The following is a 14,184-nucleotide window of genomic DNA, read 5'->3' as shown; positions in this document are numbered from 1 at the left end:
AAGAACATATCTGAAATTAAAAAATTGAAAAGTAATTTAAGAAGTATTTGTTTTTAATAAAATTTAAAATGTTTTGCGATTTGTTCTTTCGGAATTTTAAACTCATCTTCAACCATGTCTCTCCAGAATGATCTATTAAAATAGTCCCTATGAGGAACAAAAAAATTTGGTTCTTTTGAGTAAGGATATGGCTTGCATTCAGAAAAGGGTTTATTTTCAAATTCAGCGCATAAAAGAATATCAATATCTAAAGATCTTGGCATCCAGCGCCGCTCTCTAGGGTGCCCGATAAGATCCTCAATTTCAGTTATAATACAATAGAGTTCATCCGGGTTATAGTGAGTTTCTGCTTCGCAGATAAAATTAACGTAATTTTCGTGGTCACTTGTATTGTATTCTGGGTGGGTAAGGGGTTTTGTTTCTTTTCGAGTCGATTGTTTTGTGATGAAAATGTGTTTATTTAGTAATATTAAAGACTTATCTAGGTTTTTTTGTCTATCTCCAACATTTGATCCAAATGCCAGAATGTATTTATACATATTTTTAGATGGTCGCATTTTTGGGGCTTTTATAAAAAAAGGCGCATAAAATGCGCCTTTTCGTTATAATTACAGTTGGTTACTTAACGTAAACTGTAGCAGCTAATTTAGTACGGCCTTTTGTACGGCGACGTTTGATAACGTTGCGGCCATTTTTAGTTGCCATGCGTGCACGAAATCCATGCTTGCGTTTACGAACTTTATTACTAGGTTGAAATGTTCTTTTACTCATGTTTAAAATCCTCTCAAATCACAGGAACCCTGTAGCTAGCATAAGCCTAAAGATAGCGCAAGTAGAAAGTACAAAAAATGTTAATCGATGTAATTATTGAATAATAATTCAAATCTAATAAATGCCATGTTTTTATTTTTAGATATATAAAAAAACTTAGGCAGTCTATCGGCCATAAATGCAAAGAAATTTAGACTAAAATCGTTAGAATAATTCTTAAAAAATAAGTTATTTTTATTTCATTTACTCTAATTAATTTCATAAATTCTAGATATAAAGTTTGCTTTGAATTTGTTGTTTTGTATGGCATAGATTTTCTGTGTCTTGATATCACGTTTTTATTAGGAAGAGAGAAACATTATTATGGTTTATAAAAAAAGAGAAGGCTCCCCTTCTAGGTCAAAGTCATCTTCAAAAACAGGGAAGTTTGATAAAAAGGGAAGTTCAAGATCGGATAGAAGCTCATCAGATAGCAGATCAGCAAGATCGGATAGAAGCTCATCAGATAGCAGATCAGCAAGATCGGATAGAAGCTCATCAGATAGCAGAACACCAAGATCAGATAGATTTTCAACAGATAGTAGAGCGCCAAGATCAGATAGAAGCTCATCAGATAGCAGAACACCAAGATCAGATAGCAGAACGCCAAGATCAGATAGCAGAACGCCAAGATCAGATAGCAGAACACCAAGATTAGATAGCAGAACACCAAGATTAGATAGCAGAACACCAAGATCAGATAGCAGAACACCAAGATCAGATAGCAGAACACCAAGATCAGATAGCAGAACACCAAGATCAGATAGCAGAACACCAAGATCAGATAGCAGAACACCAAGATCAGATAGCAGAACACCAAGATCAGATAGATTTTCAACAGACAGTAGGGCACCACGATCTGAAAAAAGAGATTATCCTTCTACAGATCACAATCGCATTGCGAATGAAAGACCTCAAAAATTGGAAAGAAAAGATTTTTCTTCCCCGCTTAGAACAAAAAAGGGAATGCCAAAAGAAATCTTTATTTGGGGGCGCAGAACGGTTGAAGCTTTCTTAGAAAATCTTCACCAACAATCCAAAGATATTGATAGTTCTAAATATGGTCTTCACATTATTGTAGATAAATCTCATAAAGCACCCTCTCAATTAAAGCCTTCTGTTGAGTCTGCAAAACTTTTAGGAATTAAAATTGTTCCTCATGATTCCGCAGAAGAAACATGGCCTTTAGCGGATGCATCTGAAGAATTAAATCACCAACGTATTTGTTTGAAAATTCCTGAATATCCCGTTCAAAATATTGTTGAAGCAATCAACCATGTGAAAGCGGCGAACGAAAATTCGGAGCATGGTTGTGTCGGAATAGTCTTAGATCAAATTCAAGATCCACGTAATTTTGGTGCTATTATTCGTAGTGCTGCTTTTTTTGGAGTAAAATTTGTTGTTTACGGTACTGACAGACAAGCAGATATTTCTTCATTGGTATTAAAAACTTCAGCAGGCGGAGCATTTTCTATTTCTTTGATACCAGCTGTTAATATTAATAGAACTTTGCAGCAATTAAAAGAAGCAGGAGCTTGGATAGCAGGGGCTGCTTTGGCTGAAAGCGCTGTTGCTTTAAATACTGTTCCGAAAGACAGAGCATGGGTTGCTGTTATGGGGAATGAAGGAAAAGGACTACGTAACGAAGTATTAAAAAATTGTGATTACGTTGTTCAAATACCAGGCGGCCAAGGAACAGTAGATTCATTAAATGTAAGTGTTGCTGCTGGAATTATGATTCATGCTCTTTCAAAATAAGAGGTTTTTCTTATGAGGTTATTGTCTCATTTAAATGAAACAGATTATCCGTTTTTTATTCCTAAGAGTTTTTCGCAAAGTTTTTCTTTGGAAAATCTTTCTTTAAATTTTGATCCTTTTTCTACAGTAATAGAAAAAGAATCTATTCCATTAAATGGTTTAAAAAGTTCTGTTACTTATTCATTAAATGAACAATTACCTAAATCTTTTACGGTGAAGGCTTTTCATAGTAACGTTATTGCAAGGGCGTCTGAAAATGCCCCAGCGGCAGATGCTCAATTTATCATTGCTCCTTTTTCAAATCTTTCTTCTATTTTTCAAGGTAAACAACACTTAGGATTACGCACGGCAGATTGCCTCGCCGTTGTCTTTAGTTTTGAAAATAAAGAGTACTTTGTTGGCGCTATTAGTCATGCAGGCTGGCGTGGTTATTCTTCTGGTATCTTACAAAATACAATCGAAAAACTTAAAAATGAAACTAAATTGGTTGGTATTACTGCTTCTGAATTATTAACTGGTTTAAAAGTACACATCGCTCCTGCTATTTTTGGTGTATCTTATGAATGCGGGCAGGAAGTAAATGAAGCTCTTTTAAAACATGGAAAAAATTTATTTTCTGAACACTCTGGCCAATCCCAATTTCATGATTTATATCTTAAATTAATAAATTTAAATCAGGATCCTGAGCTTTCACTTGTTATAAATGAACTTCTCATAAAAAATCAGCAATCTATTTACGTTCCTGGTAAAATATTTCCAGATTTGCAGCTATTAGCTGCTCTTGAATGTTTTCTTTCTGGGATTCCTCATGAGAACATTGAGATTTTAAGAGAAAATACTTATAGTCACCCAGCCCTTTTTAGTTTTCGCGAGGCAAGTCATAAAAAGTCGAATTCAAGTCATCGACAATGGACTCACTTGAGTTTTCCTTCTATTTCTAGGAAACTCGTTTCATTTGCCCCTAATTGAAAGGGGCATTTTGTTTATTTTGCCTTGCCCATGTTAATAGAACCGTGTTAGCTCTTTAGCATTTATAGGGCGCTTGACATAAGTTTGGGCGTAGGCCCAATAGGAGATAAAAACCAAATGAATGAAGTTTCTCAGATAGCTTATCGTTATGCTGCTCTTTTTTATGGAATTATAGCTGCTTATTTTTGGTATATCTTTTATTCCCTATGGGGATTTTTAGGAAAAAACTATTTTCCTCAAGATGTTTCCAGTGTTTTTAGTATCCAAAATAGCAACTTTCATATTGTAAGTATTGTGATAGCTACGGTTCTTACTTTAGCTCTTACAGCTGGTTTCTTAATACATAAAAAACTTAAAGAATTCATTGTAGATGTTGGAGATGAGTTATCTCGAGTAGCATGGCCTACATTTAAAGAAGCTCAAAAAACAACAGCCATAGTTATTGCACTTGTCATTGTTTCTTCCATCGTTTTGTTTTTTGCAGATATGGTATTTTTAAAAGTGATTAATCTAATTATGAGCACAGCAGCTTAATTTAAAATTATTATCAAAATCAAGGAACATAATTTTATGGTAGATCCAAAAGTAAGTGAACACGAAACTTCAGTAAAACCAACTTCTTTTACTCACGAAAGATTTAAATGGTACGCAGTATTAACTCAATCCGGTATGGAAAAAAAGGCAAAAGCAACCCTTGAAGAACGTATTAAAAAGCTAAAAATGACAGATCATTTTGGCCAAATTTTAATTCCAACAATGACGGTTGAAAAAATTGATGAAGGTGGAAAAAAGAAAAAGGTAGAGCAAAAAATGATGCCTGGTTATTTGTTTGTACAAATGGATCCAGATCATAAGGCAACATTTGGTTGTGTGAAAGATACTCCAAAAATCTCTTCTTTTATTGGTTCAGCTGCAAATCAAGATCCTAAGCCTGTGCCAGATGAAGAAATTAGTCGTATTTTCAATCGTGCAGCAGAAGCAACAAAAGCAGCTCCTTCTAAACCGCTTACAGCTTTTGAAAAGGGTGAAAAAGTAAAAGTAATTGAAGGGCCATTTACAAACTTTGTTGGTGATATTGATGAAGTTAAGGCTGATAAAATGAAACTTCGTTTACTTATTTCTGTTTTTGGTCGAGCAACACCTGTTGAGTTAGAGTTCAATAAAGTTGAAAAACTAAAAGACGGAGAATAATTTTAAAGGTAACAAATATTTTTTTGTTATAAAAATAAAAAGGAGAGCTTACACTGCTCTCCTTTTTATCGTATTATAATGATATTATGATTTTACATTAAAGTTTGATCAAATAAATTTCTCTTATTTGGAGATTTTATGAGCTTATCTGATAATAATAATGAAAAACGTCAATTTGAGAGATATAGAAGTAGTATTCCTGTTATTATCCAAAAAAAAGGGAATATAGGAACATGTGAATGCACTTTACTTGATGTTTCGTTAAATGGTTTTTCCGTTCGTTTGGAAAATGGAAAATTTAAAATCGATGTAGATGATAACTTTTTATTAATTATTGACCCCAAATTATTTGATATTGAAATAAATGATAAAATTATAATTAATTCAATATGTAAAAGAATTGATCTAGAAACATTAATAATTGGGTCTGTTTTTTATAAAAATACAGAAAGTATTGATAAATATATTAAAATAATTGTAAATAGCTTTAAAAAAATTAATGAAAATGATTATTAAATTATAATTAAAAAGTAGGAGATTTTATAATTATGTCTCTAGTACTTGAACTTCCAGACGATTTATCATTTCTTATCGTTGATGAAAGCGATTCTTTTCGTAACGTAATGGCTGCAGGATTAAAATCACTTGGTTTTAAATTTGTAAGTCAAGCTCCATCTTCTATGTTAGCTTTAGAAAGTTTAAGAACAAAAAGTATTAATTTTGTTATTTGTGAACTTGAAATGCCTATAATTAATGGAATAGAATTATTAAAAGAAATTCGTGATGCGAGTGATATAAATCGTACCGCATTTTTAATGATTAGTAGTAATGCTACAAGAGAAGATATTGCTTTATTAGCAGAATATGAAATTGATGGTTTTTAAAAAAACCTTTTTCATTTCAATCGTTGGCTCAAAAAATTCCTAGTTGTATGTATAACTATAATGATCCCAATAATATTGAATCCTATTTTCAAGAGGCTAAATCCTATTTAAAAAAAGGAGAAATAAGTGTTGCTTTAATAAAATATGAAGGGTTATTAAGAAAATCTCCTAATTCTTGTCGTGCTAGAATTGGTTTAGCAACATGTTTTCGCTTATTAAAAAATTATGTAAAAGCAGAAAATTTATGTAAACAAGCAATCGAAAAAAATGGATTATATGTTCAATCCTTTGATGAAATGGGTCGAATTTATATGGCAATGAATAAAATAGAAGAAGCGATAAAGTTTTTTAAACAAGCTGTTTCTTTAAGTCCTAATAATCCATTAAGGTATGAAAAAATAACAAATTTATTAATTGAACAACAAAGATTTAATGAAGCAGAAGGTTTTTTAGAAAGTGCAACTTCTAGCGGTGTTGTATATACAAATATTTATGAACAATATGGTAGGACATTATTTTATCAAAAAAAGTTAGAAAAAGCTTCTTTGTATTTTGAAAAAGCTTTGATCCAAGATCCTAATAATCGGAGTTTGATAAATTTAATGGGTATTTGTTTAAAAGATTTAAATAAATACGAGGAAGCTCTTCGTTATTATAATTCTGCAATTAAAGCATATCCTTCCGATACAAAAGTTTTATTTAATAAAGCTCTTTGTTTTTTTGAAATGAAAGAATTTGAAAAATCAAAAAAATTATGTGAATATATTCTTACCCTAGATCCTAATAATCAAAAAGCAATTAAAAAAATACAAGAAATTGAATTAATGCCAGCACAATAAATACAATTTAATTTAGCTGGTTGACTTTTTTTCATTAATTTGCGATTTTTTATAGTCAACTTTATTAGTCTGAATCTATAAATAAATGGAGATACATTTTATGATGAAGTGGTGGGGTTGGGGTGATCCTCAAAAAACATTTCCAATGGAAGATAAACCAAATTTATGGTCTTGGGTGTGTAATATTTTAGCGCTACAAGATAAAAATAAAATATCTGAGCCTGTATCAAGAGAGCAGGTGATCCTTTCAGAAACAAATATTAATCAAGAATTTTTATCTGAAATAACAAGTAAACTAGAAGCAAATCAAATTTTTACTTCAGACGATGAAAGATTAGAACATGCATATGGAAAGTCTTATGCAGATCTTTTTTATGCACGTAAAGGAATTATAAAAAAAGCGCCAGATATCATTATTTACCCACGCTCCCATGATGATGTTGAATTTATTATGAAAGCGGCTCAAGTTCACAATGTGTGTGTCATCCCATTTGGAGGAGGTACAAATATTGTTGGCGGAGTCGATCCACGTGATCAAACTATGACCACAAAAGGAATTCGTTGTATTGTTTCCTTAGATATGAAACAAATGGATAAAGTGATTTCAATTGATACACAATCACAGACAGCAATAATACAAGCAGGCGCATTAGGCCCTATTTTAGAAAGTCAATTAAGTGAAAAAGGATGGTCTTTAGGGCATTATCCAGATTCATTTGAATTTTCTACATTGGGAGGTTGGCTTGCAACTCGTTCTGCAGGCATGCAATCCGATGCTTACGGAAAAATAGAAGACATGCTTGTTTCTTTAAAAATGGTAACACCTACGGGAACAGTTATAACAAGAACAACACCAGCTTCAAGTGCGGGCCCCGATTTAAACCGATTTATTGTTGGCTCAGAAGGAATACTTGGTGTTATTACAGAAGCAACAATGAGAATTCATAAGTCACCTGAAGTTAAAGACTATCGCGGATTCTTGTTTCCTTCTTTTGAAAAAGGAGTTGAAGCAATAAAAGAATGCATTGATAAAAATTGGGTTTCAAGCATGATTCGTTTGCAAGATGAATTTGAATCTCAATTGGCATTTAATATGAAATCTCCTAAAAAAGGATTTGAAGCTCTCATTCAAAAACAAGTTAAAAAATTTCTTTTAGCTACAGGGTATCAAAAACCTTGTATCATGATTGTAGGTTTTGAAGGTGATCTAAAAAATACTCAAATAATTAGTCAAGAAGCTGTTAAAATTTTAAAGAAACATAGAGCCTTTTCATTAGGAAAAAGTGTTGGTAAAACATGGTCAAAAGATAAATTTAATATTCCCTATTTACGTGATTATATGATGGATTATGCAGTTATGGTTGATGTTGCTGAAACAGCAGCTGTTTGGTCTAAGCTATTAAACGTTTATCATAAAACAATTGAAGAAATGAAAAAACGTTTTGGTGAAGAAGAAAACGGAACAGGAACGGGTTACATTGGATGCCATATCTCTCATACCTATCACACAGGAGCTTGTTTGTATTTTACTTATGCAACGAAACAAAATCCTAATAAAGAAATGGAACAATATTATGGTTACAAAAAATTAATTACGGATACGTTTCTAAAGAATGGCGCAACACTAACACATCATCATGCAGTTGGTTATGAACACTCTCCATGGATGGAAACAGAAGTTTCAGCTACAGGGTTAAAAGCTTTAAAGGCTGTAAAAGATGTTTTAGATCCTAAAAATATTTGTAATCCAGGAAAAGTATTACCTGTAGAAGAAGAAATGCGATTAGGTGTTTTTGGAATTGACGCCCCTGAAGCTGTTCACCAGAGTAAGAGCAGAGCTAAAAAGAGAAGTGGGCAAGTAAGTCGCAATTTGAACGAAAATACGATTAGTTAATCCAGGAATACAAATTAAATCTCCTCTCATGAGTGCTTTAAAGCCTTGTTCTGCTACAAGATCTGCGCTCATGCCAGAGGTTTTTTTATGTTTTATTGAATTTATATTTTTACCTATATTTGATCGAATTCTAAATTCTGTTTGTGTTATACCAGGACAAAGAGTTGTTACATTAATTTTGTACTTTTTATTTTCATGAGCCAAAGATGTTCCAAATGAAAGTAAAAATGATTTACAACCTCCATAAACGGATTGAAATGGGACTGGGCTAAAAGAATATACAGAGCCCACATTTAGTATAAAACCGGAGCGTTTTTCTTGCATTTGTGGTAAAATTAACTTTGTTAAAGAAAGGGTAGATTGAATTTGTAAATTTACCATATTTAATTCTTTTTGCAGTTCTGTTTCATGAAAAGCACCATGAACTCCAAATCCAGCATTATTAATTAAAACATCTACAACTAAATTTTCATTTTTTAAAAATTCAGCAATTTTATCTACAGAATTATTTATAGATAAATCTAAAGGTAACACATAAATTTTTGAATTATACTTTGTTAATAATTTATTTTCTAATTCATAAAGGCGTTGATGATCTCTTGCTATAGCAATCACGTCATAACCTTTACTTGCTAAAAGACAGGTAAAAGATTGACCAATTCCACTTGATGCCCCTGTAACTAAAGCAATTGGTTTTTTTTCAGTTTCAATTGTTCTTGGTTTCGATTTGATTATTTCGGATATTTTCATGTCTTTCAATTACTCCAGCTTTTCTTTCAAAAAAATAATTATTTTCTTGAGTTTTAATGACATTTGCAATTTGATGAACAATCTCAGAGCATCCCTCACGTCCAGATAATTCAGTTTTAGGAGTAACAAGATTCATCGAAATATAAAAGGATGAATTTTTTAGTGGATAGTTGGAATAGGTTTCTTGTTTATCGCCTCTAACATAAATACAAAGAACCCTGCAATTAGGAATATTTTGAATGATTTTTCCAACACCATAAGTCATTTGGGTTTCCTCAAATCTGCCTGTTCGGCTTCTTTTTCCCTCTGGAAAAATAGTAATGATTTCTCCCTTTAGTAAAAGATTTTTACATATATTTAAAATTTCATTATGATGGCTTGCAGAGGCATCTCTATGTATGAAAATACATTTTGCTAAAAAAGCAATGACTCTATAATACCATTTTTTACCAAAAAAATCACCAGCAGGTAGATTCCAAGAGAAATATTTATAATTAAATTGATACCAATAATTGGGAGCTAATGCCCAAATAATTAAACAAGAATCTATAAATGTAAGATGATTTGCGCATATAATTAAAGGTTTTTTATTTTTAATAATGGATTTAAATTGATTACGAATGCTTTTGATATTTTCTATTTTATACCCCATGATATGCTTAAATATAAAAATAATTGTATAACAAAATGGGATTAAAACTAGAAAACTAAATGTTCTTTGAAAAAGAAGTCGTTGGTTGTTATAATTTACAAATATAGAACTTTTATTTTTTTTCTTTTCATTTATACCAATGACTTCTGAAGATATTTTTGTATTCTCTTGATCAAGCATATTTTTTAAGCCCTCCCTCTTTTTCGTATCATATATGATATTTGAATCGTTAAAATGAGTAAATACTAGAAATTGAAAATTTAATTCGATTTTATTGTTTCCAAAAACTTTTTTAGTATCAGTTTGATATCCAAAAAATTTAATATGTATAGTTATTATTTTATTTTTTATGAATAAAAATTAGGAATACATTCTTTATTTCTTATGTTTTTGGTATATATACTTAACTGGGTGATCTGCTATAAGAGGTAAATGTAAATGACTAAATATTTAAAGAAATACTTTAATAATTGTGTTTTTTTTGTAGTTATAGTAATAGTTGCAAGTTGCAAGTCAGGTAGCTCTGATAAAGAGCTTTTTCAATATAATATTCAAAGCAAATGCATCGATCCTTTAGCTAAAATTGAAATCAATTATCCAAAATGTAGTAATAATACTCCTGAAAATCAAATTTGTTCTGTTCATTTGCGGGATCTAAAACCAACTCAGTTTAATTATGGCCAAGATTATGTAATAAAATTAAGCGAAAAATTTCGAAATAACATAAGTTCTTTGCAAGAACTTATGTGCTCTAAGCCTTTGAATGTCGTGATAGGTCCAAAGTCTGAACCCGGTTTTTTTCTTACAGACGGCCATCATAGAGTGAAATTAGTAGAAAGAATTGCAAATGAGAAATCAATAAACTTTACTATTCTTGTAAAAGTTGAAAATAATTATATGTTAGAAGATCCTAAATTAGAAAAGAGTGTATTTTGGAATACAATGATTGCAAATAATAATGTTTATTTAAAAGATAAAGGTATTATTAAGTCTCCAAATAAATTACCAACTAAATTTGAGGAATTAACAAACGATCCATATCGATCACTTGTAGCTTATATTGCTGATGATAAATCTAAATTTTGTTTTGATTCATCTTTATCAACTTTTGGAAATTATGGAGAGTTTTATTGGGCGGATTATTTTAGAGATTATAAAAAATTAGACAAATATACAGATAAAAAAGTATATAATTTTTATAAAAATAAAATACTTTACTTTGTGAATTCAAGTAATGGAAAAAAAGAAAACCTTTGTAAATTATCAACCGCTATTCATTTGCCAGGTTATACAAATCAAAATAATAAAGAACCAACTTTAGTTATAGATAGTTTTAATCAAACAGGAGATATAAAGAATTTTAGAACAATGCAAATGATTGAAAAAGTATTTAAAAATAATATAAAAGGCTTACATAAATTGAAAGCTTCTGGAAGTGCGCAGTTTTCAGAAAGTCAATTAAACTGGATGATTGAAAATACTTCCAAAAATCTTATTTTAGTTGATTTAAGACAAGAGTCTCACGGTTTTATTAATGGAAATCCTGTGACCTGGACAGCCCCATTTAATTGGGCAAATATAGGTAAGTCTAAAAATAATATTTTGATTGACGAATCTGTTAGGCTAAATGAACTTTTATTTCAAGATTATATTGCTATTCCTACCTCTAAAAACTATAAAAAAGATAACTTTAATTTCAATGATTTGGTTAAGCTAGAAATAAATGAAATATCTCGTGAAGATGAATTAGCAACCAAAAATCATATTGGTTATTTTCGTTTGACGATAACAGATCACTCAAGACCATTAGATGAAGATGTAGACGCATTTTTAACTTTTGTGAAAACATTAAAAGAGGATACTTGGTTACATTTTCATTGCAGAGGAGGAAAGGGGCGTACAACAACATTTCTAGCCATGTATGATATGTTATTTAATGCTCATTTAGTTTCATTTCATGATATTATTCAAAGACAATCCGATATTATGCCAAATTATAACTTATTCAATATTAAAAAATCTAGAAATTCAAGCCTATCTTCAAATAGACTTGAATTTTTAAAAGAGTTTTACAAATTTTCTAAAGATTATAATGATGGCTATAAAGGAACATGGAAACAATGGAAATTGCAAAAAAACTCTTAACATTTGAGTTTTTTATGGAGCATTTTTTTTGCCACTTGTTAATGCTTTTAATTGCGGTAAACACCATTGTTTTAAACCTGGAATATGAATTTCATTCCAATATTTATCCCATTTAATATCAGTAGGCGTGTAAGAAAATTCTTCTTCAACTATTTTATGATTTAATAAATTATCAGACTTGAAAGTATAATTGTAATCGTAAATAAATGGCTTATATACTTTCGTAATTGTATCAATTGTTCTTGCTTTTCTTTTAATTGTTGTAATTACTTTTTCAATTCCCATTTTTGATATGAGTCGTGCAGAATTTTTATCAAGTTTAATCAAATCAAAAACAAATGAAACTGATTTTTCATATTTTGTAATACTAGCGCCCGATAAAATATGTTTTGGTGTAATAAATTTTGGCCTTGGATTAGGAAGTAACATATGACTTAATGATTTTTGAGCATCTTTTTTAAAGAAATTAAAAACAAATTCGGAAGCATGTTCGACAGATAATGGATTTACTGATGATGTCGAACTTTGATAAACTTGTGCATGTTTATTTATTAATAATGCAGATGCCGCAATAGTTAATCCTTTTGCAACATAGTCAACAGGAATAATGTCTAAATTATGATTTGGTTTTGCCACAAGCAATCTATATCTAGAGCTTAACATTTGAATAAAAGGTGCTGTTCCATTAAAATCTTCATTCCAACCAGGAAAAGGATATTTTTCTGCGGATTCTACAATGCTTGGTCTAAATATACATAATCTATTATTAGGGAGTTTTTTAGCTAATAAAGATTCTCCCAGGGCTTTTGAATAAGTATATGTGTTTGGCCACCCTAATCTTTCAGCTCGTAATGCACCAATTTGGATGAGTTCTCTGTCATTTGCATTGCGTGAACGCGCTCCAAATGATTCTTGTAATCCCCCTTTTAATTCATCTTCTGCAGAAAATTTTGTTCCGTTAGGAGAAACATCTTTTAATATTTGTTCTGACACAATACCATCTGCCATTCCAGCAACATAACAAGTAGATATATGTAAAAGTTTTGCATGTTTTGTAGATAATATAAAGTCAGCAATTTTTAATGTGCTTTCTGAATTTGTTTTTAGCATTTGATCTAAAGGAGCTATAAATCTTAAATCAGCTGCAAAGTTAACAACAAGATCGAGTTCTTCATATAGTTTTTCTTCAATTTGTTTATTTAAGCCAAGAGATTCTGAGCAAATATTTCCAGAAACAATTTCAAGTTTTTTAACTTTAGAAAGACTATTTCCATAAATAAGATGTAAATTTTTAAATACAGGAGAGTTAGAGTATATTTCATCAAAGCGGGTAAAAGCATTTTTACCTTTATCTGGACGGATAAGAACATAAACTTTTTTTATTTTAGGAATATATTCTAGAAGCATAGAGATCCAGACCTTGCTAATAAATCCACTCCCTCCAATAATTAAAATTGTTTTGCCTTCAAATGAGTTATGAATGGAGAGATTAGAAATTGTCATATATGGTACCCTTTCTTGTACACTTTAGCCTAAAAAACAACCTTTGCATAAGTTGGTTTTCCGAAAGCGGTTTTCCTTAGATTTGCGCAATGTCGTAATATACAAGGTTGTCATATTGCTAATATTCTTTCAAGCATTTGGACGTTTCTTATTAAAATTGCCAGCTACCAGCAAGATTGATATAAGGTGACAGCCATCTTCTCGCAGGAATATCAACATCCGCTTTACCTGATTGTGTTGTAGATATTGTGCTTGTTGCAAAATCAAGCCCAATACTACTAAGTAAACTAAATCTTCCTGCTTTTGTACCCTCAGAAGATTCATATGATCCCGTTGCGGCAATCCTTATACCAAAATTTTGTTCTGTTTTTTGTAATGAGACATTATTATAATTAAAATTTAAATTATTTTGGATATAAAATGGTTCTAAATGTGCATATGTTCTAATTGGAGCATTTAAGCCTGTTTGCTGTGCAGACCAATTTGCAAATTCAATATTAGCTGGTAAGGAAACTTGATAGGTCGGATATTTTTGTGAAACTCTATAAAAGTAACTAGCGTAATTAGAAAAATTACCATGATTTTGAGCGTCTTTACTAATATCTATCTGATCATTTGTTGTTGCATTTCCAGCAAAAAAACCAGAAAATGAAATGCCTTGTGTATAAATAGGAGTAATAACTTGTGAGTAATTTACTTTTGTTGTTATTCCTTGGCTATTTAAATTAATTCCATTGTAATCATAATTAATTCTTCTATATCCAATTTGTGCATTCATGTAAATTTTAT

The 14,184-nt window shown here is 30.7% G+C and carries 15 protein-coding genes; 9 read left to right on the top strand and 6 right to left on the bottom strand.

What is annotated here, in order from left to right; all coding sequences use genetic code 11:
• Positions 1–53 precede the first annotated feature (53 nt).
• Together folK and rpmH are read right to left on the bottom strand one after the other, a co-directional pair.
• Positions 54–557, bottom strand: a complete 504-nt coding sequence (gene folK / locus ACIQ56_RS02565) for a 2-amino-4-hydroxy-6-hydroxymethyldihydropteridine diphosphokinase (RefSeq protein WP_397599516.1) — start codon at positions 555–557, stop codon at positions 54–56.
• Positions 558–618: 61 nt separating this feature from the next.
• Entirely contained in the window at positions 619–771 is a 153-nt protein-coding gene (gene rpmH / locus ACIQ56_RS02560; protein ID WP_153419716.1) for a 50S ribosomal protein L34, read from the bottom strand.
• A 363-nt stretch (positions 772–1,134) separates the two neighbouring features.
• Between rpmH and rlmB the strand changes: the two genes are divergently transcribed.
• The 8 genes from rlmB to ACIQ56_RS02520 all read left to right on the top strand — a co-directional run bounded on the left by rlmB (position 1,135) and on the right by ACIQ56_RS02520 (position 8,345).
• Positions 1,135–2,568 (top strand): 23S rRNA (guanosine(2251)-2'-O)-methyltransferase RlmB, encoded by a 1,434-nt coding sequence (gene rlmB, locus ACIQ56_RS02555; RefSeq protein ID WP_397599515.1) that lies wholly within the window; start codon positions 1,135–1,137, stop codon positions 2,566–2,568.
• A 12-nt stretch (positions 2,569–2,580) separates the two neighbouring features.
• The gene (locus ACIQ56_RS02550) at positions 2,581–3,537 is read left to right on the top strand and encodes a laccase domain-containing protein (RefSeq protein ID WP_397599514.1); all 957 of its coding nucleotides are present in this window, start codon (positions 2,581–2,583) and stop codon (positions 3,535–3,537) included.
• A gap of 117 nt (positions 3,538–3,654) precedes the next feature.
• Complete coding sequence (gene secE, locus ACIQ56_RS02545) at positions 3,655–4,071, top strand: preprotein translocase subunit SecE (RefSeq protein WP_397599513.1); 417 nt, start codon at positions 3,655–3,657, stop codon at positions 4,069–4,071.
• 36 nt (positions 4,072–4,107) lie between these two features.
• Positions 4,108–4,728, top strand: coding sequence for a transcription termination/antitermination protein NusG (nusG, locus tag ACIQ56_RS02540; protein WP_397599512.1), 621 nt, complete (start codon positions 4,108–4,110; stop codon positions 4,726–4,728).
• 138 nt (positions 4,729–4,866) lie between these two features.
• Positions 4,867–5,244: a PilZ domain-containing protein gene (locus ACIQ56_RS02535; RefSeq protein WP_397599511.1), complete on the top strand. Its 378-nt coding sequence runs from the start codon at positions 4,867–4,869 to the stop codon at positions 5,242–5,244.
• A 32-nt stretch (positions 5,245–5,276) separates the two neighbouring features.
• Positions 5,277–5,612 (top strand): response regulator, encoded by a 336-nt coding sequence (locus tag ACIQ56_RS02530; protein ID WP_397599510.1) that lies wholly within the window; start codon positions 5,277–5,279, stop codon positions 5,610–5,612.
• A 47-nt stretch (positions 5,613–5,659) separates the two neighbouring features.
• Positions 5,660–6,451: a tetratricopeptide repeat protein gene (locus tag ACIQ56_RS02525; RefSeq protein WP_397599509.1), complete on the top strand. Its 792-nt coding sequence runs from the start codon at positions 5,660–5,662 to the stop codon at positions 6,449–6,451.
• Positions 6,452–6,551: 100 nt separating this feature from the next.
• Entirely contained in the window at positions 6,552–8,345 is a 1,794-nt protein-coding gene (locus tag ACIQ56_RS02520; protein WP_397599508.1) for an FAD-binding oxidoreductase, read from the top strand.
• Here the strand turns inward: ACIQ56_RS02520 and ACIQ56_RS02515 are convergent.
• Together ACIQ56_RS02515 and ACIQ56_RS02510 are read right to left on the bottom strand one after the other, a co-directional pair.
• Positions 8,235–9,095 carry an SDR family NAD(P)-dependent oxidoreductase gene (locus ACIQ56_RS02515; protein WP_397599507.1) on the bottom strand — a complete coding sequence of 287 codons (861 nt, stop codon included), beginning with the start codon at positions 9,093–9,095 and terminating at the stop codon, positions 8,235–8,237. The two genes, ACIQ56_RS02520 and ACIQ56_RS02515, sit on opposite strands and share 111 nt — an antisense overlap.
• On the bottom strand, positions 9,052–9,927 hold the full coding sequence (locus ACIQ56_RS02510) for a lysophospholipid acyltransferase family protein (protein ID WP_397599506.1): 876 nt from the start codon (positions 9,925–9,927) through the stop codon (positions 9,052–9,054). Before ACIQ56_RS02510 ends, ACIQ56_RS02515 begins: the two co-directional genes overlap by 44 nt.
• A 258-nt stretch (positions 9,928–10,185) precedes the next feature.
• On the opposite strand from ACIQ56_RS02510, the gene ACIQ56_RS02505 reads away from it, so the two are divergent.
• On the top strand, positions 10,186–11,892 hold the full coding sequence (locus tag ACIQ56_RS02505; protein ID WP_397599505.1) for a ParB-like protein: 1,707 nt from the start codon (positions 10,186–10,188) through the stop codon (positions 11,890–11,892).
• A 12-nt stretch (positions 11,893–11,904) separates the two neighbouring features.
• Here ACIQ56_RS02505 and ACIQ56_RS02500 read toward each other — a convergent pair whose 3' ends face one another.
• A complete protein-coding gene (locus ACIQ56_RS02500) occupies positions 11,905–13,395 on the bottom strand; it encodes an SDR family oxidoreductase (RefSeq protein WP_397599504.1) in 1,491 nt (496 codons plus the stop codon).
• A gap of 151 nt (positions 13,396–13,546) precedes the next feature.
• Positions 13,547–14,184 (bottom strand): hypothetical protein (locus tag ACIQ56_RS02495; RefSeq protein ID WP_397599503.1); only part of this gene is annotated, 638 nt, incomplete at its 5' end.

It is taken from the genome of Silvanigrella sp. (assembly GCF_044369315.1).
Classification (GTDB): Bacteria; Bdellovibrionota_B; Oligoflexia; order Silvanigrellales; family Silvanigrellaceae; genus Silvanigrella.
The sequence above is the reverse complement of the archived record's forward strand: the minus strand, read 5'-3'. Positions and strand labels throughout refer to the sequence as shown.